We start from the raw sequence: 25,838 nt of genomic DNA, 5'->3' as shown, positions 1-25,838 counted from the left end.
GTCAACGCGGGCCGGTCAGCCAGAGGTCATCGGTCGAGCTGGCCGGCGCGTACGGGCCTGCGGAGGCGCCCGTCTGCAGCACAAGGTCGAATGCCTCGGCACGGATGCGACGGTCGGTGTACTGGAGCACCGCGACCCCGGCCGTGAAAGGCCCCGTGATGATCTGGCCGATCGCGCCGCCGACGGAGGCCAGCACGAGCGACAGCATGAACGACGCCGTGGTCGCCGACACCGTCAGTGCTACCTGGCTGCCGATGCTGAATGGGATCGACACCGCACCCGCGACGAACTGCGCGACGATGTAGGCGAGCAACCAGATGCCGAAAACCCGCCAGAAATCACCCTTGATGAGCGAGAACGAACGGGTGATCGACGTCATGATGTCGCGGCGCTCCAGCACGATGATGACCGGCGAGAAGGTCAGCATGACCGATACCCAGATCGCCGCCAAGCTGGTGATCAGCACCAGCGGCACGGCGATTACGAAGGCTGCCACTCCGCCCACTGTCGACACTGCCAGCACGATGAGTCCGCCTGCCAGGGCGAACCACAGCACGAACGCGAGGGTCTTGAGCAGCGAAAACCCGATGAGCGCCCACACGCGGGGCTTGAGCCGCTGCCACGCCTCGCCGATCGTGATACCCGATCCGAACACCGAACGGCCGATGACCACGGTCAGCAATCCGCTCAGGATGGTCATCGACAGCGCTGTGGCGAGAGCGCCCGCGAGTGCCGACGCCACCCAGCCGATGATCAACTCGGCAGAGGCCTCGCCGTCGAGGGTGCTTGCGATGTCGCTGGTGAAAGCGAGCGGGAAAAGGGACAGCACCAGCGTGATGAGCTGTGCGATGACGACCACGATCGTCGTCAGACCCAGTGTGGCTTTGGGATTGGCGCGCACGTAGGCCACGGCACCGTTGAACATGTCGGAAAGCGTCAGCGGTCGAAGCGGGACGACGCCGGGCTTGATCACTGGCGGCTGCCCATTGGGCGGGGGGTACCCTGCGGCCCCGTGACCGGGTGGGTATCCCGGCGCCTGCCAGCCGGGCGGCGGACCGTAGCCGGGAGGAGGACCGTAGCCGGGAGGAGGACCGTAACCCGGCGGTGGACCGTAGCCGGGGGGTGGACCGTAGCCGGGAGGAGGACCGTAGCCAGGAGGCGGACCAAAACCGGGCGGCGGATATCCCTGAGGTGCCGTGCTCGGGGGTGGTGGCCCCGCCGGCCCATAACCGCCGACGTCGTAGGTCATGGGCACCATCCTGTCGATCACCGGCGAAATTGACAACGTCAGCCGGCGGGGACGCGCTCCCACAGCTCGTTGCAGGCGATCCAGTGCAGAACGTCGTTTTGCTTCGGCCACCCCGGGTACACGACGCGCATGACTCGATTCGGCTACACCCTGATGACTGAGCAGAGCGGACCGAAAGACCTTGTCAGCTATGCGGTATCGGCGGAACAGGTGGGCTTCGACTTCGAGGTCTCCAGTGACCACTACTTCCCGTGGCTGTCGTCGCAGGGCCACGCACCGTACGCATGGTCGGTGCTGGGCGCTGTCGCGCACGCGACCGAACGCGTCGAGTTGATGACGTACGTCACCTGTCCGACGGTGCGCTATCACCCGGCGATCGTCGCGCAGAAGGCGGCGACCCTGCAGATCCTGGCCGACGGCCGTTTCACGCTGGGCCTGGGCAGCGGGGAGAACCTCAACGAGCACGTCGTCGGCAAGGGATGGCCCACCGTCGCGCGGCGCCAGGGCATGCTTAAGGAGGCGATCCAGATCATCCGGGAGCTGCAGACCGGCGAGATGGTCGACTGGAAGGGCGAGTACTTCGAGGTCGACTCCGCGCGGCTGTGGGATGTTCCCGACGTGCCGCTGCCGATCGCCGCGGCGGTATCGGGTGACCGCTCCGTCGAGATGTTCGCGCCGCTGGCCGACCATCTGATCGCCGTGCAGCCCGACAAGGATCTCGTCGACTCGTGGCACGAGACTCGCAAGGGTACCGGCCTGCCCGGCGACGTTCGCGTCATCGGCCAGATCCCGATCAGCTGGGACCCCGACCGCGACGCGGCGATCGAGCGCGCCCACGACGAATTCCGCTGGTTCGCCGGCGGATGGGCCGTCAACGCAGACCTGCCGACGACCGCCGGCTTCGACGGCGCGACGCAGTTCGTCCGCAAGGAGGACGTCGCCGAATCGATCCCGTGCGGTCCCGACCTCGACGCGATCGTCGAGTCGGTCCGTGAATACTGGGAAGCCGGGTTCACCGATATCGCCCTCGTGCAGGTCGGCGGGGACACCCAAGACGCTTTCCTGAAAGAGGCAGCAGCGCCGCTGCTCGACAAGCTCCGCTCCGCGTCACACTGAGAGGCTCATTCATGACCCGTGGCAAGGGAATCTACGACGACGAAGAAGGATCCACCGCGTCGACCTCCGTCGACACCGAGAAAGATCCCGAGAAAGACACCCCGGACGTCGACAAGGACGCCGACGAACCGACCGCCTGACTTATCGCGCAACGACGGGGTCGCGGCGCCGTTTGGTCTCCAGACGGTGCCACGTCCACCAGAACAGCAGCGCTGCAAAGATTGACCCCGCCGCGGCCAACCATTGGGCGCTGAGGAACAACTCCCATTCCACGGCTTCGTCGATGTCCTCGGACAGGGCGGCGAGCAGAGACACCGCGCCCAGCGCGAGGCTGACGGTTCCGACGAAGACGACCAACGCGACGAACACCGTCCGCAGTGTGAACCGGGCCGCGCCAGGGGACACGACAGCTCGGATGCGACCCGTCCGGGCAAGGAAATGCGCTGCGCCACAAGCCACCACGAGCGTCACCGCATCGGCGGCCAGGACGTCTGAGAGCCGGTGCCAACGCGCGATGACGGTGTAGGCGCCGATGCCGACTGCCCAGGTGAGCGCCGCGAACATCGCCACTCCGCGGAAGCGATAGGGCATCACGATCAGCGTCGCGAAGAGCACCGACATCGCAGCGGTCGTGTGGCCGCTGGGCAGGGTGTTCTCCAGGTACTCGTTGGTTGCCAGCAGCTCGGGCCGTTGCAGCACAACATATTTGAGGATCTGTGTGGCGGCCTGACTGCCGAGGATCACCGCCATCGCCGCGACTGCCAGATGAACCTGACGTCTCATTAGCCCGACCGCGCCGACCAGCACAGTCGCCAGCGCCAGCGACGAATAGGTGATGGTGCTCAGCGCTGTGCTCGCCGCGAGGAACGCGCGCTCTCCGACCTGTTCGGCACCGTTGAGGGCAGCGTTCTCGACGGCCTGACCCGTGGTGGTGCGCACGGCCAGCACGTACACCGCGATGAGGAACAGCGATGCGCAGATCGCGATCACCGTCCACCGGCGCTGCGCACGGGCAAGCCGCCGGTGGGTTTCGTCGATGTCGGAGCGCACGAGTGGCAAACCTTAGCCGACGGCCTGGCTGCGCCGCAGGCGCGCCTCTTCGTGCTGGGTGATGTTGGAGTTGTCGAGCACGATGGTCAGCATCCGCGCGAAGAATCGGGCGGGGGTCAGCTCGTCAGGGACCAGGTCGGTGCGCAGTGTGACGTCCGGGAGGGCGGCGAGTTGCGCCGTCACATCGACGGCGGGCGGACTGTCGATATGCGCATCTCCGAGATCCTCCTCGATGTCGAAGAGGTAAGGCTCGATGACGGCGTCGTCGGCAGGCGGTGGTTCGTCGATCGGTCCGTCACCCATCCATTCGGGTACCACGAGGGCGCACGCGTCGTAGGCGTCATCCTCCCTGCCCAGCTTGATGAGAAGGTCGACGATCCAGTCGAACTGCCTGCGCTCCTCGGTGTACGCCGTCGAGCGCAGTGAGTACATGAAGCCCAGCGCGGCAAGAGGGTGGCGCAGCGCGAGGTTCTTGGCATCGCCGTAGGACTCCTCCACGCGGTTGGCGGCATTCTTGCCGAACGAGGAGTCCATGCGCTTGGTCGAGATGAGCAACTCGGGGCCCGTCTGCCATGACGACATGATCACGTCGACCTGTTTGAAGTAGTTCTTGCCCGCGATGTTCGCCGAGGCCGCGCCGATACCGCCCCCGGCGCGGAGCCGCTCCATGAGCTCGTTGCGCGCCGACTTCGGGATCGATCTGACGAAGTTCAGCACATCGCGGTCGACCACGCGTGGCGCCTCCGCCCGCGGCCACACCGCGTCGGGATCGAGACCGGCTCGCCGCAATTCGTAGGCGACCCACACATCCAGCGCGAGGGCCGGTACACCCGAACGGCTTTCGGCACCCAGCAGGATCGGCACCGCGAGCAGCTTGCGCAACGCGTCGTAGTCGGGCGAGAACGTGCCCTCGGTGGTCCACGGGTTGACGTCCTTGAATGCCGACCGGTCCACGATCGCGTCGAAGAGCGGCCAGGCGAGCGACTTCGAGCTCGGTTTACCTGCCACCGTTGACTTTTCCCCGGGCGACACGGCGTGCGGTGAGGCCGGCGTGATCCCGGCGGATGGCCCCGAGCGCTCGCCGGTTCAGGCTCGACGTGCCGATCAGCAGCGCCTCGTCGACCACGGCCACGGCCTCGAGCAGGCGGCCCTCGCTCAACAGACTGGCCACCGCGGGCCGGGCGCTGCGCAGCTGCGCAGCATTGCCGCGCACGAGATCTGGTGACGGCACCGGCAACACGTCGGCTTCCCGCGGCTCGATTTTCAGCATGCCCCCACCGTAGGCACGTCCCACCGTCTCGGCGCCGAGCAGGGTCACCGAGTTCAACGACGCCAGAGGCAGCAGGTTCATGCCGTCGCGGCGCAACTCGTCACGCAGGTACACACCATGCACCGAGTTGAGGTGATGAGCGCGGGCGCGGTTGCTCGTCAGCCGCGGGGTGTCGGCGTTCATGTAGGTGAGGAACAGATCGGCGGGACGCAGGTACGGCACACGCCACCAAGGGTTTCGGACGCGGCACTTGTACGCGGAGTGCACATCGAGATCCTCGCCGGAGCGGATGTAGTGCCAACCTGCCTTCGAGGGTTGTGTCGCGGGCCGGAACAGGTACGTCGAGCGGCCGGCTTCCCCGAGGGCATGCAGCGCCTGTGCGGTCAGCCCGAGGCCGCGCAGATGACGCGAACCCGGTGGCGACAACGCGATCACGTCGGACTCGGCCAACCCGAGCGTCTCGACCTTGGCGGGGGAGAGGGTGAAGAACCGGTTGCTGCCGGTCACCATTCCCAGTGTCGTATCACCCCACGTCTCGAGAGAGGTGAACGCGGCGCTGCCGACGATGGCGTCGAACGCGGACAGACCCGCGGCCGACATCAGCCCGGCCGACCACTTGGCCCCGTTGGCCGGAGGCGTCCAGCTCCGCTTGGAGGTTTCGCGGTCGAGCGCCTCGGCATCCCGAACCTGGGACAACTGCATGTGTGTGGCCCCGCTGCCCCCGCCGGGGTGGAATCCGTCGGCAAGCAGGAGCACGACCTCTTCGAGCACCCCGGGGAACACTCGCTCGTCGAACAGCACGAGGCCCACCGAATGGAAGTGGTCCATCAGGAACTGCCGGACGCCTGACGCGTAGTTGACGCTGAGCAGTTCGGCAGGCAGCACGAGCCCCAACCGGCCGCCTGGCTTGAGATGAAGCGCCGAATGCACGGTGAACGCCGCCCACGACGACGCCAGGTTGGACAGGCTGACCCCGGCGCGCAGTGCCGCCTGTCGTGCCCGGGCGCGGGATTCGCCCGCGAAATCCTGGTAGCGGACGTAGGGCGGATTGCCGACCACCGCGTCGTAGGTGCCGAACTCGTTGTGCAAGAAGAAGTCCCGCGCATGAATCGTGACGTCGAGACCGCTGGCCCGCAGACTGCGCTCGGCGGCGGTCGCGGATTCTTCGTGGATCTCGACTCCGACGAGCGGGCCCTCGTGCTCGCCGCGGCGGCCGATCTCGTGCAGGAACACCGCCTCGCCGCAGGACGGTTCGAGAACCGCGTGACCCGGATGCCGCACCGCCCAGCCGGCGAGGAAGCGGGCGACCGGGGCGGGGGTGAAGAACGCGCCGCGCGCCTTGCGCAGCGAAGCCGTGTCACCCGGAAGCATGCCGATATCGTGCCGCAGGCCACCGACAGACCACCGCTGACCCGCCGACCATCGGGGTGGTGTGCCGCTACGTGCGCATCAGTTCGTCGAGCACCACGGTGACGCGGAATCCGCACAGCACCAGGATGTGCATCACGAACAGCCACAGCGCCAGCGCCGTCACCGCGCCGACAATGGGCAGGCCGCCGAACGGCGCCGACCACGGAATCGGAATGGCCAGAAACAGCAGGAATCCCTGAAGGAACCCGGCGACGATGGCTCCCGTGCTGAACGCGCCGATCACCACGGGACGCAGCCGCAACCGTCCCGGCCCGATGAGACCGAACACCCCCAGCAGCGCTGTCGACACCGCGATCCACACGATGTGGAATGCGACCACCACGCCCCACACCATCGACCACCCGCCCGCCGCATACAGCGGGCCCACATAGGACGACGACGCCAACACCGCGAGCACCAGGAACGGGGCGACCGCCGCAACGCCGAGCAGCCCGGCCCGCCCGCGCCAGCCGGTCAGTTTGTCCTTGGCGGCCGTCATCTGGACAAATGCCCGCCGAAGACCCTCGCCGTACAGGCTGGCCGGGAACAACACCACCAGCGCCTGCGGCCACGACATCGCCAGCGCCACCGACGTCAGGGTGCGCAACGCCTCCGGCGTGCCGTGCCCGGCGGGCAATCCGGCGATCCCGGCATCCATGGCCGCGACGACGGCGTCCTCGCCGACCAGCCGGCCGACCGCCCACAGCGACACCAGCGCCAGCGGCACGAGCCCGATCACCCCGAAGTAGGTCGCGCCGGCCGCCCACAGCGTGAGATCGCTGACCGGGAAAGTCCGCCCGATATCGGAGGCGAGTTTGCGCACCCGATTCATCGGCGTGCCTGGCAGGCTGGAGTGATGACGGACGGGCCGGCCGACGGGACCGCCGACAACGCGCACTGGTCCTCGCTGCACAGCGGAGTGCAGCCGTCTCTGCTGGTGCGCGGTTGGCTGCGGATGATCTGGGCGCTCACCAGGGGGCCGGTGCTGCGTATCCCGCCAGACGTCTTGTCGCTTCTGGGGCTGCTGGCACTGGTCGGGGCGTGGGCGGCGGCGGTAGCTGGGTGGCCGGTGCTGACGGCTGTGCTCGTGGTCGCCTCGGGCTTCTTCGACGGCCTCGACGGCGCCGTCGCGCTGTGCACGGGTCGCGCGCGCCCCCTCGGCGCGGTCGTCGACGCGGTGGCCGACCGTCTCGGCGATCTCGCCCTGGGTGCGGCGCTGCTGGCACTCGGTGCGCCTCTGCCATGGGTGCTGGCGTCGCTGGCGCTGCTGTTCGTGATGGAGTACCTCCGAGCTCGGGCACAGTCGGTCGGGATGCCGGGCGTCGGTGCCGTCACCGTCGCCGAACGGCCTACGCGGCTGATTGTCGTGGCCGCGGCCGCGATCGGCGCGGCGACATTCCCGACCGGTATACCCCCGATGGGGTGGGACTGGGCCACAGCGCTGGCCGTCACGTGGACTGTGGTCGGGATCGTCGGCATGGTGCAACTGGTCATCGGTGTCCAGCGGACGATTCCTGCGGCGTTCCCGCCGGACCGATGAGTCCGGCGACGATCTCGGCCGACATCAGGACCAGCGGGATGCCACCACCGGGATGGGCAGACCCACCGACCAGGTAGAGCCCGGGGATCGCCCCCCGGTTGGCAGGACGGCGCAGCGCCGCGCGCGGGCCGTGCGACGCGGTGCCGTAGATGGCGCCGCCCGGGGCGCCGGTGCGGCGCTGCAGGTCCGCGGGCGTCACCGCCTCGACGAAGCGGATACGGTCGGCGACATCGACGCCGCGGGCGGCGAGGACGTCCAGGACCCGCCGGGTGTAGCTCTCACGCAGCCCGGGTGCGTCCCAGTCGACTCCCCGGTTCGGGTCGTGCGTCGGGGCGTTGACCATGACGAACCAGCCTTCGTGGTCGTCGTCGGGACGCAGCGCAGGATCGTCGGGTGCGTGCACATACACGGTCGGGTCGGCCACCGGGTGCGGCCTCCGCCCGAAGATCGCATCGAATTCGGCGGCGTAGTCGGCCGGGAAGTACACGCGGTGCGCGGTGCCCTCCGAGCGGCCCGACAGCCCCAGCAACAGCACGAAACCAGCCATCGATCGCGGCGTGCGGCGGACCCGACGCCGGGCACGCGCCGCAACGCGGGACGGGAAAAGGCCGTCGTACAACTCGCTGGCGTCGGCATTGCACACCACCACGTCGGCGGGAATTTCGCGGCCACCCACCCGCACCCCTCGGGCTCGGCCGCCGTCCGTCAGCACCCCCTCGACCCGGCTTCCAGTGTGGATGACCACACCGAGCTCGTCACAGCGGGCTGCGACCGCTTCGATGATCCGGCGCAAACCCCCGGCCACATACCAGGCGCCGAATTCCTGCTCGACGAACGACGTGACCGCCAGCACCGACGGGGTGCGGCGCGCGTCGGAACCCGAATAGGTGGCATACCGGTTGAGCCACATCCGCATTCGCGCATCCGGCAGCAGGCTCCTGCCGAGCCCGTCGATCGTCTGCCACGGCGCGACCGCACGCAGATCGGCCGGCCGCACACTCATCCGGGCCAGCGCCGGAAGCGACACCGGACGGCGCAGCACAGGTTCACCGACCAGCTCCCACAGCCGCCGCGACCGGGCGTGCAGCCGCCGCCACGCGTCTCCGGCACCGGCGCCGAAAGCCTCGTCGAACGCCTCCGGGATCCGCGCGGGGTCGTGCGGCACCGTCAGCTCGGTCCCGTCGGCGAAGAAGTACGAAAACGCGGGTTCCACCGGCTCCAGCGCAAGGCCCCCCGGCCCGCCCGTGTCGGTGAACAACTGCTCCAGCACTGCGGGAATGGTCAGCAGCGACGGACCGGTGTCGAACCGGAACCCGTCGCGTTCCCACAGCCCCAACTTGCCGCCGACCTCGGCGGAACCCTCGAAGACGGTCACCCGATGACCGGCCGCGGCGAGTCGTGCCGCGGCCGCCAACCCGCCCAGGCCGGCGCCGATGACCACCACCGCGCTCACAGCGCGCGGCCCTTCCAGTGCAGGGTGCCCCGCACCCGTCCGACCCAGGACGCGGCCAGCAGCCCCACCAGCGCGACGACGGAGACGGGATGGGCGACCGCGTCCCACGGCCGGCCCGACCACCGCGCCGCGAACGCCCGCCCGATGGCCGCAGCGGCGTAGCCGACCACCCCGACCCGGTGGCCGCGCACCGCGCCGACGGCGGGGACGACGTAGACGAGAAGCAACGCCGCACCGACGGCCGCCGCACCCGCAGGGGAGCCGAACGCCGCCCATAGCGACTTGCGGTACCCGTCATAGAGTTCGCGCCCGTCCAGGTACATGTGGCACGACGCCAGGCGTGACCCGTCCGCCAGCCCGGTACGGCCGCCGGCGGACCGCACGGCGCGCGCCAGCCCGATGTCGTCGAGCACCAACCCCGACACCGATTCCCACCCGCCAGCACGCGCGAGCGCATCGGCGTCGACGACGAGGAACTGCCCGTTGGCCACGGCCATCGACAGGCGCGGGGACCGTTCGGCTACCCGCAGCGGAAGCGTGGTCAGCCACGACCACGCCAGCAGCGGCTGAATCAGCCGGCCGAGTACACCGACGGCGACCTGACGGGGCCACGGGCACACCAGATCGAACCGTTCCGGCCCCCGCAGAACGGCCACGGCCGCCGCCACCGCGTCGGGAGCCAGGGTCACGTCGGCGTCGACAAACACGAGGATCTCGCCGCGCGCGGCCGCCGCCAGCTGCGCGCACGCGTGCGGCTTGCCCAGGAAACCGGGGGGCGGCGCGGTGCCGGTCAGGATCCGCAGCCGCGGATCGCCCGCCGCAGTCGATTCGACGACATTGGCGGTACCGTCAATGGAGTTGTCATCAAGAACCACCACCTCGACGTCGTTCAGGCCACGCTGGGCGAGCACCGACCGGATCGTCGGCGCGATTCGGTGTGCCTCGTCGCGCGCCGGGATCAGCACCGACACAGCGGTGTCCACCGGCGGCGGATCGACCGGCGGGCGTCGCAGCAGGCGCTGGTTCAGAATCTGGTGGGTGGTACCGACGCAGGCCAGCACAGACCCCGCCACGGTTAGGATCCGCAGCGTTTCAGGCAGACGAGCACCAGGCATCTGCAAACTCTACGGAGCCCGGCCGCTGCGCCCATCGCAGGTACGACATCGTCGCTGTCCATCATCGATTCCGGAGGTCCACGCGTGGCTGTGGTCGCCCCAGTAGTTCGATTCGGCGCGTCGCGCGTCAGCTGGTCGCTGGTGGCCGCGGCCATCGCGGTGCAGATCATGTATCCGCTGATGCCCGAGCCTTGGCGTACCTCGGTGACGGTGACGAGCGTGATCGTCTTCTTCATGGCATCGGTGGCCGACGTGGCGCGCCTACACGGCCGAAGCGGCGCGGTGCTGCTGATCGCAATCGCCGGCGGTGGCGGGTTGTTCGCCGAGGCAGTCGGGGTCGCGACCGGCTTTCCGTTCGGCGGCTACGCCTACACCGGCACGCTCGGGCCAGAACTGCTCGGAGTTCCGCTGGTCGTTCCGTTGGCGTGGGTCATGATGGCGTGGCCGGCGCTGGTGGTGGCTCGCACGCTCGTGCGGCGCGGTGTTGCCGTGGTGTTGATCGGCGCGTTCGCGCTGACGGCGTGGGACCTGTTCCTGGATCCGCAGATGGTGGCCGCGGGGCACTGGTTCTGGTTCGACCCCGATCCGGGGCTGCCCTTGATTCCCGGGGTGCCGCTGACCAATTACGCCGGGTGGCTGCTGGTGTCGTTGGTGGTGCTTGGCCTGTTGAACGCGACACTGCGTCGCGGAGACGGACCGTCGGGCCCCGCAGCGACGCTGTACCTGTGGGTGTACTTTTCGTCAGTCATGGCGCATGCGGTGTTCTTCGGTCTGCCGGGCTCGGCGGTGACCGGCGGGGTGATCATGGGTGCGGTAGCGATCCCCTTCGCGGTGACACTGTGGCGGCGTCGTGGCTGACCCGTTGAAGCGGCGCGCGGCGCCGCTGCGCATGCGGCGCGTCCGTCTGGTGACGCCGGATCCCACGCTTGCCCGCGATGTTCCGCCGGGGACCGAGGCAGTGGTCGTCGGTGGCGGTATCGCCGGGGTCTCCGCGGCCGTGGTGCTCGCCGAGCGCGGCGTGCGCGTGACCCTCCTCGAAGCCGCGGGCCATCTCGGTGGGCGGCTCGGCGCCTGGCCGGAATCGCTGCCCGACGGCAGCACGCAAATCATCGAGCACGGCTTCCACGCCTTCTTCCGCCACTACTACACATGGCTTGCGATTCTGCGTCGAGCCGACCCGGACCTGACCTTCCTCGACCCGGTGCCGAATTACCCGGTGATCTCGGCGACCTGGCCCGCCGAAGATCTTTCCGGCCTGCCCGCCGCGCCGCCGCTGAACCTGCTGGCGCTGGTGCTGCGGTCGAAGAGCCTGACCCGCAGCGAGATGCTGCGCGCCGACCCCGAGGCGGGGCGGGCCCTGCTGGCCTACGACCGCGCCACGACGATCGCCGATCTCGACGACGTCGACGCGGCGGCCTTCCTGGACCGGCTCGGCATGACCGAGCGCACCCGCAGCATGCTGTTCGAGGCGTTCGCCCGGTCGTTCTTCTGCAACCAGAACGCTTTGTCGGCGGCCGAGTTGGTGGCGATGTTCCACTACTACTTCCTGGGCAACCCGGAGGGCATCGGCTTCGACGTGCCCAACACCGACTACGCGACAGCGATATGGAACCCGTTGCACGAGTATCTGATTCGGCACGGAGCCGATGTCCGGCGGGGTGTTACGGCGACGGGCGTCGCACCCGAACGTCACGGATGGCGCGTCGAGGTCGAGAGTGGGGAGGCGCTGTCGACCAGGCACCTCATCCTGGCGCTCGATCCGGGTGCGCTGCGGTCGCTGGCAGCGGCCTCGGAGTTGACGTCGATCGCCCCTCAGCTGGCCGGCCTCTGCGAATCCCTCACAGTGGCGCCGCCGTTCGCGGTCAGCAGGTTGTGGCTGGACCGCGACGTCGCTGCGGACAGGGCAGTATTCAGTGCGGTGACGGGCCAGCCGAACCTGGATTCCATCGCGATCTACTCCAGGCTCGAGGAACCCAGCAGGCGGTGGGCCGAATCCACAGGCGGATCGATCATCGAATTGCATTCGTACTCCTGTTCATTGAACGACGCCGACGATGCGGCGGCTGCGCTGCGCCGCGAACTGGCGGTGCTGTGGCCGGAGACCTCCGAGGCGCAGGTGCTGCACAGCCACAACCGGCTGGAGGCGACGGCTCCGGCGTTCCCGCCGGGCTCGTCCGGGTCGCGGCCCCGTGTGCGCACCGATGCCCGAGGCCTGCGGGTTGCCGGAGACTTTGTCGAACTGCCGTACCTGTCCGGCCTGATGGAGCGCTCCTCGATGTCGGGGGTGCTGGCGGCCAACGACGTGCTCGCCGAACTGGGGGTCGCCGCCGAGCCGATCGACGGGATCCCGCAGCGGGGCCTGCTCGCCGGCGTGCCGGACATTCCGCGCCGCAAGCGCTAAGGCGCGCCGCCTAAAAGCGCGCGGCGAGCTTCGCGAGATGCTTCAGCGAGTTGTCCAGGTGCTCGGGCCGGAACGGCGGAAAGTCGATATCACGGTTCTGCACGCGTGACCAGTCATAGGTGAGCGTGACAATGGTTCGGTCTGCGCCGTCGGGTTTCAGATCGTATCGCCAGATCCACCCGCCATACTCGACGGCGTCGCCCTCGGCGGGGTCGCGACCGGGAATGTGGCGGGGTTGGGCTCCCGGCATCCACGCAATGGCCGTGGGCGGGTCGAAAACTTCGATGCGATTGGCCATCTCGTACTGCTTGTTCGGGTGGCCGTCGTGGTACATGCCCATCCTGAAGATCTGCCCGACCGCGGTCAGACGGTCGGTGTCGGCCGGCTGCTGCACCCAGCCGGTGCCGTCGATCGCGGCGTGCGTTGCCGGATCGGTCAGCACTTCGAAAACAGTCTCGGCCGACGCGTTAATGGTGATGCGCGCGGCCACGGTGTCGTCCGTCATGAGCGGGCAGACCGGTTCTGGTGTCAGAACTCATCGGCGCCGCACGGGAGAATGTTCGTGTGACTGCAAGGCCGAGCCTCCCGGAGTCGATTTGGTCCGAACTGACGGGCACCGTCGCGGTGGTCGATCTGGAGGCGGCCTGCGCGCTGTACAGCTTTGATTCGTTGCCGTTTCCCCTCGGTCGTAGCCGACCGGTCGGGTCGGTGTGGCTTGCCACCAGGAACGTGCGCCCGATCGACGAGCGCTTGAAGGATGAGTTGCACGGGGTTCGGGCATGGGTGGAAACCCTTGTGCGGTCAGATTTTTGCGTGGAGTGCCGGGTGCGCCTTTCCGCCGAGGACACGCCGGATCTGCGTATGCATGGTCTACGGTCGGGTGAGTCCGCGTTCGTCGCGGTGCAGGGCAGCGACCGTGGTGTGGACATCGTCGACCTCTATGCGGTGTCGCCGGAGATGATGGGTCCCGCCATCGTCGAATCGGTCGGGCTGGTCGGCGCCGGTGCGCACCCGCGCATCGCGGTGACGGCCAGCGGGGAATCGAGTCCAGACGCGTCCCATGAGTCCGATCTCGACTTCCTTGCGCCGCCACCGTCCGACGTGACGGTCCCGCGTGTCGGCATCCGAGACGTGGTGGCGACGGGAACGGTGCAGGTGCGTGGTGGTTCGGACGTCTCGGTCCTGCAGTGGGTCCAGATCCGCGACGACGGCGACTACGTCTTCGATTCGGGTGATGCCGAGAACGCCGAACCTGTCGACGTGGAGACGCTGACGGCGTACGTCAACGGCATGATCGCCGACGTCACTCGGTGGTGAACGCCTGCTCGTCGAGGCGGTGCACGGCTCGTTCGTCGAGTAGCTCGCCGCGGTATTCCGGGTGCTGCCAATAGAACCGCACCCATTCGCGCAGTGCGTCACTGTTATCGGTGAGGGCGTCGGAGTACAAAACGGCTTCGGGTCCATTTGTTGGAGCGAAGACGATCAGCTCGTTGAAAGGCTTCCGCCCCTTGCGTTTGTGATCCGCGATGTCGTCGAGTTCATCCCACGAGCCGCGCCTGAACGAGTTCCAGTGGCTGTTCCACACTTCGTAGCCGGCCGTGTCGACCCGCAGGTGTCCGCCGCCCTTGTGTTTGACCATCCGGTATAGCGTCGGTACACCAAACAGCACAAGGAAAATGCAGGCAAGAGGAACGGCCCGCGCAATGCCTCTCGTCACATAGTCCACCATGCCGAGTGGGGCGAAGACGAGATGAAGTACACCGGCCGATGTCATCGCTGCTACTGGCGCAATGGTTACCGTGTCGACGAACCTCGGAGGGCGAAGCAGAGTGCCCGAAGTGCCGCTTTCGATTCGTGGCTTCCCTACCCCTAGGGCAGTGCTGGTGAAGTACGCCGCGAAGCCGAAGCCCCAAACGGTCACAGCCAGCATGATCAGTGCGGTCACGTAGCTGCCGCGGACTGCCCACACCACTGACCAATAGCTGGTGAAGGCGCCGATTCCCGCCAACGCAATGGCGAGCACGATAGGTCGTGCAGGACTTCTCATCGAGGACAAAAGGTGTTTCCAATCCAATTACCGAGCGCCGTACCTCCTTCGGAGGCGGCGATTCCGACCAGAATGGCGGTCCCAGGCCCCGCTTCCGACGCCGCCAAACCGGCGAGCGTGCCCGTCGTGAAGGATGTGACCCCCTCCGCTGCGGCCACGCATCTTGTGAATCCCGTTTCCGCGGTTGCCACGTCCCACAACGCCGAACCGATGCCCAGTGCAGGACCGCCGTACTTGGCTCCGATCTGGACCCGCTCGGCGGCTTCCTGCGACAGCATTGGGAGGCCGCGGGCAGACTCCAGCCCGGTTAATGCGGTTTCGGCCGACGTCAGGATTGGCTTGTTGAAGAGCTCCAGTGGCACATCGGCCGGAGGTCGACCCGGTACCTGGACGGTGGCGCTCTTCCCACCACCGGGGTACTCGACGAGCGTGGTGACGGTTTGATTGGGAAACGTGACCGTGGTGACATGCGCGTTTCTCATCCCATGGTCCCCTAGGTCATTAAACGTGAACGAGCTGGTTTCCGAGATCTCGTTGCCGTCCTTGTCGTAGTGAATTTCGGTGGTGGTCGGTCCTCGATCAGGGAACGTCGGTCGGGCGTTGACGGTGGTGACGTGCTTGCTGCCGTCTTGCTTGTAAATCGTTGTGGTTGTGGAGATCTCGTCGCCGGTCTCGGGGTCGTACTTCGTCTCGGTCTTGGTGTCGCGAACGGTCTGGGCCATATCTGTATCCCGGATGATGGCCTGTTGGGTCATGCCCATTGCATTCGACGGGTTGGGGACCTCGTCGATCGGTCTCTGCGAGCCGGGCGTCGGGATGCTGAACGGATCGTCGGAAGCGCGGGGCATTTCGAATCCATGCGGGTTCGCGGCGGCGGTGAGACTGTCGGCCGTCGCATCGTCGGCAGCGCCCACCGCCACCAGCAGTCGGTTGACGATGCCCTGCTCTGCCTGCGCCCGCCTTTCCAGCTCCGCCGCCTCTTCGAGAGTCATCTTGGCGCCCGTGATCAACACCACCCACTGATCGTTGACGTACAACTGGCCCGTCATGTCGATCTGATCGGCCTTGTCCAACAACGCCGTTCGGGCCCGGCCGATCGTTCCGGCGCCTGCGATGAGGGCGTCGCTGATCGCGGATGTATAGGTCGAGAAGCTCTTGGTCTGGTTGCTCGCGCGCTCGAACATCCTCGTCGCGGCGTCGTGTGCGTCGCCCGACCAGGCTCTGGTCTCGGGCATCGTCGAAATGTTCCTGCTCAACGTCGACACTGAATCCGCGACGGCCTGGCCTTGATCTCTGACTGCTCTCCCGGTGTATGTCAGGGAGTCCGGATTCCAGCTCTCCAACCGGGAACGGGAGGGCAGCACTGGTCGGCAAGTTCCATTCAGCTCGCAGGTTCGACGGGTCATCAAGAACACTAGGCGAGCCCACGGGAGGTTCCGGGCACCAATTCGGTCAACCGACTGAACGTCGGTTCACCATCGCGATCCGAATCCGCGTGTCACCGAAGGAAGCCAGCCCCTGCCGGCTCGAGCACCACCGGTCTTAGCCTTCGTGCGGCACCATGCAGAGATCCGTGTTGTACTCGGCCGACGGGGCCATCGGATCCGGACTGCACGCGTCTTTGTTGTCAATGTCCTCCCAAGGAGTCTCACCACCGCCTGGGGCTCCATACCCGGGTTGTGGGGGCGGCCCACCTGGATCCGGATCGGGTTGCTGCGCGGGTGCGGGCGCCTGGTTGACGGCCTTGCGGCTGGAGGCAGCGGCGTTGGCGTCGAACATCTGTTGCCTGAATGCAGGCGTCACGCAGATGGTGTCGCCGTCGAAGGCCTCGCGCCAGACGAAGCCCGAAGCGCAGCCCTGTGGTCCGGACCCGGCGCTGGGGTCCTTGTGGGCGCCCGGGTTGGCGTTCTGTTGGGCGACCGCGTCGCGGATGTCCGGCGTGACGCATACATTGTCGCCGCCGCGGGCTTCGCGCCACACGAAACCCGAGATGCAGGTGTCCGGGCCGTAGGGTTGGGCTGACGCCGGGGCGCTGCCTGCGCCCATGGTCAAAGCAAGTGCCACGGTTGGTACCGCCATGGCCGCGGCAAGCTCGATGTTCATGCTTCCTCCTGAACACGCGCCCTCGCGGCGCGACTCAGGGCGACGTTAAAGTCTGCGAACCAGGATTGAATCAGGTGTTTCCCTGTACTTTTGGCGGTTCTGAAGTCGGCAGATCTACAGAGCGGCAGACCACGTGGGGCGTCCTTATCAACGGCCCCACTGTCGAGCCGATCCGCCGCCTCACCATCGGCCCCGCCAAGGAATCCCAACCTCCCGGGAACCCCCTGCGGTCGGAATGAAAGAAGGCCCCGAAACCGGAAATCGGATCAGGGCCTCTTCTGATTCACACGAGTCGGGGTGGCGGGATTCGAACCCACGACCTCTTCGTCCCGAATGACGAGACCAGCGCGTTTGATTGAGCTGGTTACGTGGGTGGCGTTTGAAATCCCAGGTTAGGGCCGCTTGAAGCGTTGGGAACGTGTGCGTGGCGATTGGTCTGCTGCGGACCGGCTGCGGACTACCCTCGTCCACCGGTGTCGATGCAAACCAGTCGGCCGCTCTGCTTCTTCCGGGCTTGCTCCGCACATCGTCAGAACGATCGGCTCGGAACCGTCGGACTCTGCGGCAATAGAGCTTAAGTGACCTTGGAGAGAAGCTGTTGCATGGTACGTGTGTGACTTGAGCCCGAAGTGGCGTGTCGGGTGTGGGGTGCGCGTCGCACGTCGAGGCAATGGTTCACGAGGGGGCACGCGATTAGTACTGGCAGGATCGAGCCCATCGAGCCCCAGGTTTGCGAACCGCGGGCCAGTCGCACGCCTAGCCGCCGCTTGGACACGCTGAGCAGGGAATACCAGGTTTCCGTCGGCGGGCACAATTACTCTGATGTCGAGGGCTTCTGTTACCGCACGTGAAAAGGGAGGGCGCTGGTGGTGCTTATTCATCCATCTCGGAGCCTTCCGGCTCGGATGGAGCGACCCACGACACGTGATCTACAGCACGAGGATCTGCCATGTGTACAGAAATTGTTGGCTGTTCTGCCGGAGCTGTACCCAAACGGTGGCGCGTGGCTTGAGCGTCGACTGGACGATGCGTTGGCGGGCAGGGCTCGCTGCACTCTCGTCGAAGTTCATGAGGCGGTAGCGGGAGTGGCCATTGAGACGCCGAAGGGATTCGGCCGGCTCAAACTGAGCACCTTCCTGATCGCCGACGAGTTCCGCAACTGTGGTGTCGGCGGAACGTTCATTCGGAACCTGCACGACCGCTGGGTGCACGAGGGAGTTCAGCAGGTTCATGTCACGGTGGCCGAACACCACCACGATAGTGTGCACCGCGCCTTCGCCCCGGTCGGTTTCCTGACCGTGGCCCATGAGCCGGACCGGTACGGCCCGGAACGCAGTGAGTACGTGATGGCATGCCTGCCGACGGAGCTGCGTTGAGCGCTGTGATGTCGATTCGGGCCCCGCACGCTGACCGAATCTATCGAGGCGATAAGCGGTTCGAGTTCCGGCGTCAACGTCCTCGGTTCAGTCCCGGTCTCAAGGTGTTCATCTATGAGCCGACGCCGGTTCGGGCGGTAACCGGACACTTTCGCGTCGACGGTCTCGTCGACATCGGTGACGGCGATCTGCGCGCGCTGGAGCCGGATGATGGTGAGCGCGGTTTCGTCGAGTCGTATTTGCGCGGCGCACGCCGCCCCACCGCGATCGAGATCGCTCAACCAAGGCGTCTAGATCATCCGGTGTCGTTGGACTCGCTCGGGGTGAACGTGGCGCCGCAGTGTTACGTCTACATCCCATCGCGATAAAGGGCCGCCGTGGGGTACTTCGCCGTCTTAAAGCCAACCGATGCCGACGCCAACGCCACATTCACGATCACCCGATGCCACATCAACGTGTGGGTGCTCCGATCCTTTGCGCCCGGTCGACGGCTCCTATACTTCGACCTGGGCCTGGCGATCTCGGCGACTGGTTCCGAGCCGGTCGAAGCTGTCGAACTTCTTCTTCCGTTTAAGGTTGAAGACGGGAACAAGTGGGACCAGTTCAGGGGTTGTCTGGACTTGCATGACACGCTGCTTCACCCCGAGACGGCGGAGCTCATCTTTGGTGAACCCGTCACCGTCTCAGGGACCAGTCCGGACCATTCCCTGAAGCTGAAGTCGGGCGACGAGTTCCACCTACGCCACGTCGACACCACGAACATGACCGCGATTGAGCAACCGGACGAACTTCACCGCTCCTCGCACTACCGGGTTCCGCTGGCATCCCCGCTCGCACCGGGGTCGGAGGTGTACGTGCGGTTCCGACTGCGAGTGTTCGCCAACAGGCCGCTCCTGACCCCGAGGAGTCCCTTCGGGGGAGTGATCCTGGACTTCCGGATCGCCGATGTACGCGAAAGTCGAAATCGCGCAAGGGAAGTGACGCTTCGTCCCCGAATCGTGCCGATCGAAGTGGTGAACTTCTTCGCCATGCTGCCCGACCAATACCAGCTCCTGACGGCTAGCCCGCAGCCGCGAAACATGCGGATCCTGGAGACCCGTGCGTGGAGCACCTATTTGCAACGCGTCGCCTACATGCACCCGGCGAACGTGCAGCTGGTGTACTACTGGCGCAGCGACCCGGACGTATCATCAGACAACCCGTTCCGGGTCTTCGCCACCTACGATCGCCATCTGAACAAGGCGAAGATCTTGTTCTGGTCGTTCATCGGGGTGCTGCTCGCTGCAGCCGTGGTGCGCTCGGGCTGGATTCCGGTTGTCACCGCCGACCACGTCCGCACCGCGGGGAAGTTCATGGTGTCGTTCCTCGGCCTGGCCAGCCTCGCCGGCATTATCGCCGTAGGTCGCTGGCTGGTCGGTTTCGCTATGAACCGCTTCGAAAAACCCCGCATGTGGGTCCGGTGGTGCGAGCGGCTGCTGCTCGGGCGGCGACCGGGCCCCTGATCACAACCTTTCGTGAGTCGGCGGGGTTGGCAACCGCGGGGGATCGACGGTCAGGGTGGACGCCGACGTTCTGGCCGGCGTTGTCGGCGAGCTGCTGCGGTACCCATGTAACCGCTGCCACCGCCGCAATTTTGAGGGCGACGGCAATCTCGCTAGCTGCCGTTCTGTCTCTGCTACTTCAACGGTCTCATTAATGGCCAAGACGAGCGCCCGATATCTCCCTCGCAGTCCTCGCGAGGCGCGTCTGGCTCTGATCGGGGCATCGAACCAGCGGAAGTCACCATCGAATTGTCCTTCGTCGACGACCTGGATATCGACTAGCTATCAATGGTCGAGATCGCGTCCAGACCCAGGACAAATATGGCGTGAAGATCCCCGACGAAGACCTCGCAGGCCTGCGCACCGTCGGCGACGTCATCGCATACCTCCAACAGCTCGCCGAAGACAACCGCGAAGCCGCGGAAGCGATCCGCGCCGAGTTCGACAAACGAGCCGAATGAGACGCCGTCGCGAGGGACGTCAGCATTCACGAACAGCGACAGACGTCAAAGACTGACCGTCGACGAGATCTACGAACAAACGACGCCCCGATCGACAGCCAAAGTCAAGCAGCTGTCCGCCCAGCGCCCGGCCTGTGTTTAGGGCGTCGGTCAGGAGCGCTTGGTACTCGGGGAGCCAATCCGCCGCTTCGCAGATCAGCCAGCGTCCGGTGCCGTACTCGGGCAGGTCGGGCGGAACGTCGCGGCGGTCTGCACGTTGCGCTGCTTTTTGATCCAGCGACTGCTCGCGAGTAGATAGCCTGGCGCCGAATTCGACCCTCAGCACTTATTCGACCTCACAACGTGATAGCAGTATGGGACCTCGCTACCAGCAGCGATGACAACCCAAGAAGCCGGCGCCCCAAGTGGACATGTGGAACCTTGGCCTCGTTCACAGCTATCGTCGGGACGTGAGCGATGGCCTTCAACAGGCAATCCGGCAACTTGGCGAACGGGTCGTCCGAGACCCCGACGTGCGTGTCAGTCAGTGGTACGGACCGCCGCCCGAGGACGATTGCCCCTGCGGGTCTCGGTGTCAGGCTATTCGGTGCCACCGCGCGGCGGATGGATCGTGGATTGCCGTACCGCCTCCGCCACTGCTTACCGGTCCACGCACGGGCTACGCGAACCCGGGCTGCTATGCCCGTGCGAGCAAGGACTGTGACGGAGAATTGACACGCGAGCACTTCATCACCGACGACGTTCTGAACGCAATCTCAGCTGACGGGAAGGTCGTCGTAGTCGAAGGTGCCGCATGGCAGAGCAAGACCGAACGGCGTAAGCAGATCGGCTCTCCCGCAAGATGCTGTGCCGCCGCCACAACAACGCCCTGTCACCGTTGGACAAGATGGCCGCCGAATTCTTCCGCTACTCCGTAGAAGATCACCTTGACGTCTTCAGGTACCTCGGCAACGACGATCGGGACAGCTTTCCGCGTGGTTTCACCATGGTGAGTGGTCCCTACTTCGAATTGTGGATGCTCAAAGTGCTCTGGGGCGCGGTCGAGGCCGGCGCCCTCGAAGTGGACGGAAGGACTGCCTATCGTTTCCGACACGGTGTGACGACCGAGCAGTTGGCCGAAATTCTCTGGCGGGGAGCTCCGTGGCCCCAGGCGTGGGGGCTCTACGTTTTGCTTGATCGCGATCACGATCTTCCGTCGGTACCGAAAGCCATACGTCTTCGGCCTGCGAGTGTGGGTAGCGAGATCCTTGGTGGTTACGTGCAGATCGCTAGTTTTGAGTTTCTTATCAGCTTTGAGTTGCCACCAGCGGCACAGATCTACCGTCCCTGCGGGATCACCTTCTCGCGGGCTGGCTCTCCGAAGAGCAGCTACAAGATGATGGCATTCGCGTGGCCTGAGGTTGGACACCCAATCATCAACGCCGTGTCCGCGGTGCCGCCTGACGAGGACTATTCGGTGCCGCGCAATCCCCGAGCTGCGAAATTTCACGGTCAGATCGCGCCCAATTCTCTGAACGTGACACCGGTTTCGAGTCGGCCAACAAGGAACTTCCGGCCAACCGATTTGGGCGAGCTTTGATCTGGGAGGGGGTGCAGCATGAGCGCTTCGCCTGACACCGCCTGGCTGAAACTGTTCCACATCGGCGCCCACGGTGGCGATGTCGATCTTCGGCCCGAACTGGCGGACCTCGGCTTGGATGCCGTGCATGGCGTCTGTGACCGCGTGTGGGAGTACAGCCGCAGTGACTTCGAGCCCGATCCGTTCGCTGACTTACGCACCAGCCAGTGGCGCGAGACCTGCGCACTGGCAGGGTCGATGGCGGAATCGCTGATGATCTGCGCAGCAACCATGGTCGAAGTGGTCTGGCACGCGAAACTGATAGAGCACGAGCGCCAGCGGCCTGGCATGGCGCTCGCACAGCGATTCCTCGCCGACACCGTGTGCGACACCGCGGTCAGCATCGGGCATCGACTGGTGAACTTAGTCGTTCGTGTTGCGCGGACCGACCCTATGGTTCGCGACGCGCTTGGGGGTATACGGGGTTTGAAGAAGTTGGGCGCTACCTACCAGCCGTTTGTCACCAACGACGCGGGCGCCTGGTTGTCGCTGCGCGAAGATACGCTGGTTTCGCTCCGGTCAAACCTGCCGGCGATTCATCAGCCGGCGGTGGACCGGTTGGAGCAGTTGCGGACGTCGGCCGAGTGGTCGGCGGTGATGGACATCCGCGGAGAGAACGCCCATCGCTGGCGCAAAGAGCACGAGGCGGTCCGCGGAGTTGATGCTCAATCAGGGTTCGCAGAAAACACCTATGATTACGCGGGCAACCCCAACGGAATTCGTGTGTCGGCTATAGCGCGTCGGCACGTCGCCAGTGATGGCCTCACCGCCCGCACTACCGATGTGGCGCGTCGCGCCATTGCGGTCATCGCCACGGCCCTTGACGCGACCGTCGCTGACACTTTGCAGAACCTCGCCACGCTCACCGGCGGTCGGATGAGTCTGCAGATCGATGACCAAGGCCGGGGCCGGATGACGCAACGGCTGATGTAGGGCCACGGCGCCGTAGTGCTCTGCGCAGTACGCGATGGACGCGTAGGCGCACGGCTTATGAGTAGTGAAGCGGGCTAACTCCGAAGTTCGAGCCGATCGAAACGTCAGTGTCATGTCCAAAGCCTCGCGGCCAGTACGGTGTCATGGTGCACATGTAGCCGACGGTGCCACGGACGCGCCGCAACTCCTTCCGGCACTTCGGCGATGCCACCGGGCCTGGACTTCTTCGAACTGCCGACGAAAATCTGCTAGCTGGTTGTCAGCGCGCTTCCTTAGCCTTGACTACATGCACACTCGTGACAGTATCGACGCCGAGTTGAGGTTGCTCGTCGCTGTTTGCAAGTCGATCCGCGAACAGAGCGGCGAACCGTCGAGCTGACAGATCAACGAGTTGCTCGATGAATGGGCCGACGCTCATGTCGGGTAAGTCTCGCTACCGGGGTCCGCGCGGCGGCAGGGGCACGCCCAAGCCCAACCCTCTGTTCGCCTCGGGCCGGGTGCCCCCTGCGCCCGGAAATCGGCCGCCGCCGTGGATGCCGCCGCCCGGAAATCCGGTGACAGATGACTTGATGTCACACACTATGTCCTACTTGACGTCGCAGCCGCAGCTGATCGTCTGCGGACTGCTTGGATTGAACCCGCTGACAGACGATGAGCGACGCGAATTACTTGCCAGCATCGACCTTTACGACGCTCTGGAAACTGTTGCCCGACTGCAGGCGCAGTGGGACGTCGCCTACACGACAAGTCTGGGCGTACGCGACGTTGAGGGCGATTTCCTCGCTGGCGGCGGCACCGGGGGCGTTTGCGAGAAGGCCCTCAACAGGATCGTCATTTACAACGACATGCTTATCTCGCCCCGTGCGACCGCGCAGCTTATACGCGAGGTCATCGAATACGCCACAGCAGCCGAGGCCGCACCGGTCATCGACCGCAACATTCTGACGCACATGCTGCTGTCGATCACGACGGAACAGAACCTGAACTCCGAGTTCTCAGGCGACGTGCCCACCGCCGCCGAGATTGCGATGCTTCAGCGCAAGCTGCCGAAGATGGGCGCTGAAGAGCTGCACGAGTACGCCAAGCCGCTCATGCAGGAGGAAGTCGCGTCGGCGCTCTTCAACGCGCCGCTGAGATTGGAGATCGTGCTTTCGAACTCCTTCGACTTATGGTTCACGGAGTGGGCATCGAGGTCGACGACGACCGGCCTGGGGGCGACGCCCGCGGAGGCCTTTAAGATCGCCACCGGTGTCGAACTACTCGACGTCATGCGTCTCGGACGCCGGATCATCAAGCGCAGCACCAAGAGCCATCAGGTCCGGTTCACCCGCGATGAACTAGTGGCCGACGGCGCGTCGGAGTCCGCGATCGACTACCTTTTCGCGAACATGGCGCCGCGACTGGAGGACTTCAAGGCCAAGCTGCAGGAGGATCGCAACGCTGGGCCAATCAGTCATCAGCGCTACACCCTCACGCAGTACCCTTTCCTGGCCGTCGACGACAACACATTCGTCGTTATCCGCCATCAATGGGCCCTCGACCGGCTATGCGGTGCACAGCTCTACTTCGAAGCGTGGGCCAGTTTCCCAGCAGCGCTGCGCAATCGGTTCAAGACTGCGATGAATGACGCGTTCGAACAATTCGTCAGCGGGATTCTCCATCGCATCCACGGCAAGTGCCCCCATCTGCGGGCGATCGTCGACGAACACGATATGCAGGTCGCGTGGACGCAGAAGAAGGGCGAAGCGCCGTCGGTCTGTGACTGGATGCTGTTCGGTAAAGACCATTGCATCGTGATTGACGCCACCAACCACGCGGTGAAAGCGGATGCGGCGCAAGGCCTTGCGAGTTGGGAAGAATACAGCGCCGACGTCGAGAAGATCTTCATGGACACCGACAGCGGCAAGTACAGGCAACTACTCTCCACCATCGACCTCGTCCAGAAGCACGGCGGCTGGGAGAACGAAAAGGTCGACAACAAGACGATGTACGCTCCGCTCGTCATCGTGCCCGACGCCGGCGTCGTCACTGGACTGCTGGCTCAGTTTGATATCAATCTCCGAAGTATTAATGCGTTCAAGCATCTTCAGCCGCAGGTGTACGCCCCCGGGATCGTTCCGCTGTCAGACCTTCAGTTGCTCGAGGGGATGGCTGACATTGGGGCGAAGGGCGGAATGAATCCCAACATGATGGAATTAATCGCGAAATGGCGCACTGCCGCGTCCAAAGGTGTTGCTTCGCTGCAGTTGTACCTGCTCAGCTATGGAATACCGATATTGCCCGTCAGTGACCATATAATGCGCAACAGCCGTAGGGTGATGAAGCTTCTCGACAAGCAATAATCATCATGGCCAAGATACACGCGGAGCGTGCGATCGCAGCATCGCCGGCGCACGCACCAGCGTCGTTGACACCTTTACAGATAACTAATGGTGCCCACGCCGAAACCTAGCGCGCCCAAACGCACGTGGGTAACAGTTCTGAACACCCCAAAATCGACTTATCGATAACGAATCTGAAAATGATGTAGATAGCCGGCTCTCTGCTACAGGTTTGGGTTGGTCATGGAGTTTGGCTAATCACCCGAATCTTGCGGACGCCACTGTCACGCCGACTCTCGGGAAAACACGGCAACGAGGCGATCAATGATGGAGGCTGGGTCGGATCCGGACGCGCACTGATCTGAAGCACGTATCCGTCAGGCGCGTAACCGAACCGGTTGTCGAACCCGTCCCGCTCAAGAACCTGCCACCCCCAGCTTTTCCACAGTGCGCCTGTCTGATCAATGAGCGCGGCGAAGTCCGTTCCCTCCGGCGGTTCGACGTCGCGCCAGTCGGTCACCCTGACCGGCGGATCGTCTCCGCTGGGGTTGTCTTCGCAGAAGGAGGTGCCGTCTCCGACGATGTAGCGGGTTCCGTCCAACGTGGTCCCCTTGGGCATGGCGTTGACTGTGTCGGACAGGTAGCGATTGATCGTGTCCTGCGCTTGTCGCTGGCTCTCCGGGACGACGGGCGACGGGACGATAGGTGTTGGTTCCATTGGCCCTCCGGGTATTTCAGTGGAACCTGTCGGCACCGGCGGACCGAGTGATTCAGGCTCGGACGTCAAACATGCAGCAAGCAGGAGCGCTGCCACAGTGGCCGTCGTGATGACGC

24 protein-coding genes and 1 pseudogene are annotated in these 25,838 nt (G+C 65.5%); 12 read left to right on the top strand and 13 right to left on the bottom strand.

All coding sequences use genetic code 11. The features are described from left to right. Position 1 precedes the first annotated feature (1 nt). Complete coding sequence (locus tag AWC12_RS15580) at positions 2-1,249, bottom strand: hypothetical protein (protein ID WP_085175458.1); 1,248 nt, start codon at positions 1,247-1,249, stop codon at positions 2-4. A 129-nt stretch (positions 1,250-1,378) separates the two neighbouring features. On the opposite strand from AWC12_RS15580, the gene AWC12_RS15575 reads away from it, so the two are divergent. Together AWC12_RS15575 and AWC12_RS31910 are read left to right on the top strand one after the other, a co-directional pair. Next, a complete protein-coding gene (locus AWC12_RS15575; RefSeq protein ID WP_085175342.1) occupies positions 1,379-2,365 on the top strand; it encodes an LLM class F420-dependent oxidoreductase in 987 nt (328 codons plus the stop codon). Positions 2,366-2,376: 11 nt separating this feature from the next. Continuing rightward, complete coding sequence (locus AWC12_RS31910; protein WP_272937887.1) at positions 2,377-2,505, top strand: hypothetical protein; 129 nt, start codon at positions 2,377-2,379, stop codon at positions 2,503-2,505. Between the two features lies 1 nt (position 2,506). Here AWC12_RS31910 and AWC12_RS15570 read toward each other — a convergent pair whose 3' ends face one another. The 4 genes from AWC12_RS15570 to AWC12_RS15555 all read right to left on the bottom strand — a co-directional run bounded on the left by AWC12_RS15570 (position 2,507) and on the right by AWC12_RS15555 (position 6,927). Continuing rightward, positions 2,507-3,415, bottom strand: coding sequence for a phosphatase PAP2 family protein (locus AWC12_RS15570; protein WP_024446972.1), 909 nt, complete (start codon positions 3,413-3,415; stop codon positions 2,507-2,509). 12 nt (positions 3,416-3,427) lie between these two features. Further along, positions 3,428-4,423 (bottom strand): hypothetical protein, encoded by a 996-nt coding sequence (locus AWC12_RS15565; protein WP_085175340.1) that lies wholly within the window; start codon positions 4,421-4,423, stop codon positions 3,428-3,430. Continuing rightward, positions 4,413-6,056, bottom strand: a complete 1,644-nt coding sequence (locus AWC12_RS15560) for an HsdM family class I SAM-dependent methyltransferase (protein ID WP_024446970.1) — start codon at positions 6,054-6,056, stop codon at positions 4,413-4,415. Before AWC12_RS15560 ends, AWC12_RS15565 begins: the two co-directional genes overlap by 11 nt. A 67-nt stretch (positions 6,057-6,123) precedes the next feature. Beyond that, entirely contained in the window at positions 6,124-6,927 is an 804-nt protein-coding gene (locus AWC12_RS15555) for a YhjD/YihY/BrkB family envelope integrity protein (protein WP_051226696.1), read from the bottom strand. Positions 6,928-6,951: 24 nt separating this feature from the next. Here AWC12_RS15555 and AWC12_RS15550 point away from each other — a divergent pair, with 24 nt between their 5' ends. Continuing rightward, a complete protein-coding gene (locus AWC12_RS15550; protein ID WP_085175338.1) occupies positions 6,952-7,635 on the top strand; it encodes a CDP-alcohol phosphatidyltransferase family protein in 684 nt (227 codons plus the stop codon). Here AWC12_RS15550 and AWC12_RS15545 read toward each other — a convergent pair. Both AWC12_RS15545 and AWC12_RS15540 read right to left on the bottom strand, forming a co-directional pair. Beyond that, positions 7,586-9,088: a phytoene desaturase family protein gene (locus AWC12_RS15545; RefSeq protein ID WP_085175336.1), complete on the bottom strand. Its 1,503-nt coding sequence runs from the start codon at positions 9,086-9,088 to the stop codon at positions 7,586-7,588. The genes AWC12_RS15550 and AWC12_RS15545 overlap by 50 nt on opposite strands. Beyond that, positions 9,085-10,203: a glycosyltransferase family 2 protein gene (locus tag AWC12_RS15540; protein WP_085175334.1), complete on the bottom strand. Its 1,119-nt coding sequence runs from the start codon at positions 10,201-10,203 to the stop codon at positions 9,085-9,087. The genes AWC12_RS15545 and AWC12_RS15540 overlap by 4 nt, the downstream gene beginning before the upstream one ends. Positions 10,204-10,287: 84 nt before the next feature. Here AWC12_RS15540 and AWC12_RS15535 point away from each other — a divergent pair, with 84 nt between their 5' ends. Both AWC12_RS15535 and AWC12_RS15530 read left to right on the top strand, forming a co-directional pair. Continuing rightward, the gene (locus tag AWC12_RS15535; RefSeq protein WP_234814025.1) at positions 10,288-11,061 is read left to right on the top strand and encodes a carotenoid biosynthesis protein; all 774 of its coding nucleotides are present in this window, start codon (positions 10,288-10,290) and stop codon (positions 11,059-11,061) included. After that, positions 11,054-12,604 (top strand): FAD-dependent oxidoreductase, encoded by a 1,551-nt coding sequence (locus tag AWC12_RS15530; RefSeq protein ID WP_110808646.1) that lies wholly within the window; start codon positions 11,054-11,056, stop codon positions 12,602-12,604. The genes AWC12_RS15535 and AWC12_RS15530 overlap by 8 nt, the downstream gene beginning before the upstream one ends. A 10-nt stretch (positions 12,605-12,614) precedes the next feature. On the opposite strand, the gene AWC12_RS15525 is transcribed toward AWC12_RS15530, so the two are convergent. Further along, positions 12,615-13,109, bottom strand: a complete 495-nt coding sequence (locus AWC12_RS15525) for an SRPBCC family protein (protein WP_085175332.1) — start codon at positions 13,107-13,109, stop codon at positions 12,615-12,617. A gap of 59 nt (positions 13,110-13,168) precedes the next feature. Between AWC12_RS15525 and AWC12_RS15520 the strand changes: the two genes are divergently transcribed. Next, a complete protein-coding gene (locus AWC12_RS15520; RefSeq protein WP_085175452.1) occupies positions 13,169-13,921 on the top strand; it encodes an ESX secretion-associated protein EspG in 753 nt (250 codons plus the stop codon). Here AWC12_RS15520 and AWC12_RS15515 read toward each other — a convergent pair. The 4 genes from AWC12_RS15515 to AWC12_RS30835 all read right to left on the bottom strand — a co-directional run bounded on the left by AWC12_RS15515 (position 13,908) and on the right by AWC12_RS30835 (position 18,061). Then, on the bottom strand, positions 13,908-14,549 hold the full coding sequence (locus tag AWC12_RS15515; protein ID WP_234814024.1) for a hypothetical protein: 642 nt from the start codon (positions 14,547-14,549) through the stop codon (positions 13,908-13,910). The two genes, AWC12_RS15520 and AWC12_RS15515, sit on opposite strands and share 14 nt — an antisense overlap. A gap of 98 nt (positions 14,550-14,647) precedes the next feature. Further along, entirely contained in the window at positions 14,648-15,886 is a 1,239-nt protein-coding gene (locus AWC12_RS15510) for a hypothetical protein (RefSeq protein ID WP_085175328.1), read from the bottom strand. Between the two features lie 307 nt (positions 15,887-16,193). Beyond that, positions 16,194-16,754 (bottom strand): hypothetical protein, encoded by a 561-nt coding sequence (locus tag AWC12_RS31360; RefSeq protein ID WP_207576438.1) that lies wholly within the window; start codon positions 16,752-16,754, stop codon positions 16,194-16,196. Positions 16,755-17,683: 929 nt separating this feature from the next. After that, positions 17,684-18,061: a hypothetical protein gene (locus AWC12_RS30835; protein WP_133057343.1), complete on the bottom strand. Its 378-nt coding sequence runs from the start codon at positions 18,059-18,061 to the stop codon at positions 17,684-17,686. A gap of 44 nt (positions 18,062-18,105) precedes the next feature. Between AWC12_RS30835 and AWC12_RS15495 the strand changes: the two genes are divergently transcribed. The 6 genes and pseudogenes from AWC12_RS15495 (at position 18,106) to AWC12_RS15465 (ending at position 25,025) form a co-directional block, all read left to right on the top strand. Continuing rightward, a complete protein-coding gene (locus AWC12_RS15495) occupies positions 18,106-18,498 on the top strand; it encodes an ASCH domain-containing protein (RefSeq protein ID WP_133057342.1) in 393 nt (130 codons plus the stop codon). 9 nt (positions 18,499-18,507) lie between these two features. After that, a complete protein-coding gene (locus tag AWC12_RS15490) occupies positions 18,508-19,632 on the top strand; it encodes a hypothetical protein (protein ID WP_085175322.1) in 1,125 nt (374 codons plus the stop codon). Positions 19,633-19,845: 213 nt separating this feature from the next. Continuing rightward, positions 19,846-20,132 (top strand): annotated as a pseudogene (locus AWC12_RS15485) (acyl carrier protein). A gap of 886 nt (positions 20,133-21,018) precedes the next feature. Continuing rightward, entirely contained in the window at positions 21,019-21,711 is a 693-nt protein-coding gene (locus AWC12_RS15475) for a hypothetical protein (protein WP_133057341.1), read from the top strand. Between the two features lie 114 nt (positions 21,712-21,825). Beyond that, the gene (locus tag AWC12_RS15470; protein WP_133057340.1) at positions 21,826-22,683 is read left to right on the top strand and encodes a hypothetical protein; all 858 of its coding nucleotides are present in this window, start codon (positions 21,826-21,828) and stop codon (positions 22,681-22,683) included. Between the two features lie 398 nt (positions 22,684-23,081). Then, positions 23,082-25,025 (top strand): hypothetical protein, encoded by a 1,944-nt coding sequence (locus AWC12_RS15465; RefSeq protein ID WP_234814022.1) that lies wholly within the window; start codon positions 23,082-23,084, stop codon positions 25,023-25,025. A 220-nt stretch (positions 25,026-25,245) separates the two neighbouring features. Here the strand turns inward: AWC12_RS15465 and AWC12_RS15460 are convergent, their stop codons facing one another. Next, positions 25,246-25,722 carry a hypothetical protein gene (locus tag AWC12_RS15460; RefSeq protein ID WP_110808645.1) on the bottom strand — a complete coding sequence of 159 codons (477 nt, stop codon included), beginning with the start codon at positions 25,720-25,722 and terminating at the stop codon, positions 25,246-25,248. Positions 25,723-25,838: the final 116 nt, after the last annotated feature.

Origin of the sequence: Mycolicibacterium iranicum, from assembly GCF_002101705.1 — a bacterium.
GTDB classification, from domain to species: domain Bacteria; phylum Actinomycetota; class Actinomycetes; order Mycobacteriales; family Mycobacteriaceae; genus Mycobacterium; species Mycobacterium iranicum.
The sequence above is the reverse complement of the archived record's forward strand: the minus strand, read 5'-3'. Positions and strand labels throughout refer to the sequence as shown.

Coding starts and splice junctions, on each gene's coding strand:
- AWC12_RS15555 (WP_051226696.1), bottom strand. CDS start 6,927: ATGAATCGGGTGCGCAAACTCGCCTCCGATATCGGGCGGACTTTCCCG.
- AWC12_RS30835 (WP_133057343.1), bottom strand. CDS start 18,061: ATGGGCCACGGTCAGGAAACCGACCGGGGCGAAGGCGCGGTGCACACT.
- AWC12_RS15575 (WP_085175342.1), top strand. CDS start 1,379: ATGACTCGATTCGGCTACACCCTGATGACTGAGCAGAGCGGACCGAAA.
- AWC12_RS15560 (WP_024446970.1), bottom strand. CDS start 6,056: ATGCTTCCGGGTGACACGGCTTCGCTGCGCAAGGCGCGCGGCGCGTTC.
- AWC12_RS31910 (WP_272937887.1), top strand. CDS start 2,377: ATGACCCGTGGCAAGGGAATCTACGACGACGAAGAAGGATCCACCGCG.
- AWC12_RS15465 (WP_234814022.1), top strand. CDS start 23,082: ATGAATGGGCCGACGCTCATGTCGGGTAAGTCTCGCTACCGGGGTCCG.
- AWC12_RS15580 (WP_085175458.1), bottom strand. CDS start 1,249: ATGACCTACGACGTCGGCGGTTATGGGCCGGCGGGGCCACCACCCCCG.
- AWC12_RS15510 (WP_085175328.1), bottom strand. CDS start 15,886: ATGCCCGAGACCAGAGCCTGGTCGGGCGACGCACACGACGCCGCGACG.
- AWC12_RS31360 (WP_207576438.1), bottom strand. CDS start 16,754: ATGAACATCGAGCTTGCCGCGGCCATGGCGGTACCAACCGTGGCACTT.
- AWC12_RS15550 (WP_085175338.1), top strand. CDS start 6,952: ATGACGGACGGGCCGGCCGACGGGACCGCCGACAACGCGCACTGGTCC.
- AWC12_RS15540 (WP_085175334.1), bottom strand. CDS start 10,203: ATGCCTGGTGCTCGTCTGCCTGAAACGCTGCGGATCCTAACCGTGGCG.
- AWC12_RS15495 (WP_133057342.1), top strand. CDS start 18,106: ATGCCTGCCGACGGAGCTGCGTTGAGCGCTGTGATGTCGATTCGGGCC.
- AWC12_RS15460 (WP_110808645.1), bottom strand. CDS start 25,722: ATGGAACCAACACCTATCGTCCCGTCGCCCGTCGTCCCGGAGAGCCAG.
- AWC12_RS15525 (WP_085175332.1), bottom strand. CDS start 13,109: ATGACGGACGACACCGTGGCCGCGCGCATCACCATTAACGCGTCGGCC.
- AWC12_RS15475 (WP_133057341.1), top strand. CDS start 21,019: ATGGCCGCCGAATTCTTCCGCTACTCCGTAGAAGATCACCTTGACGTC.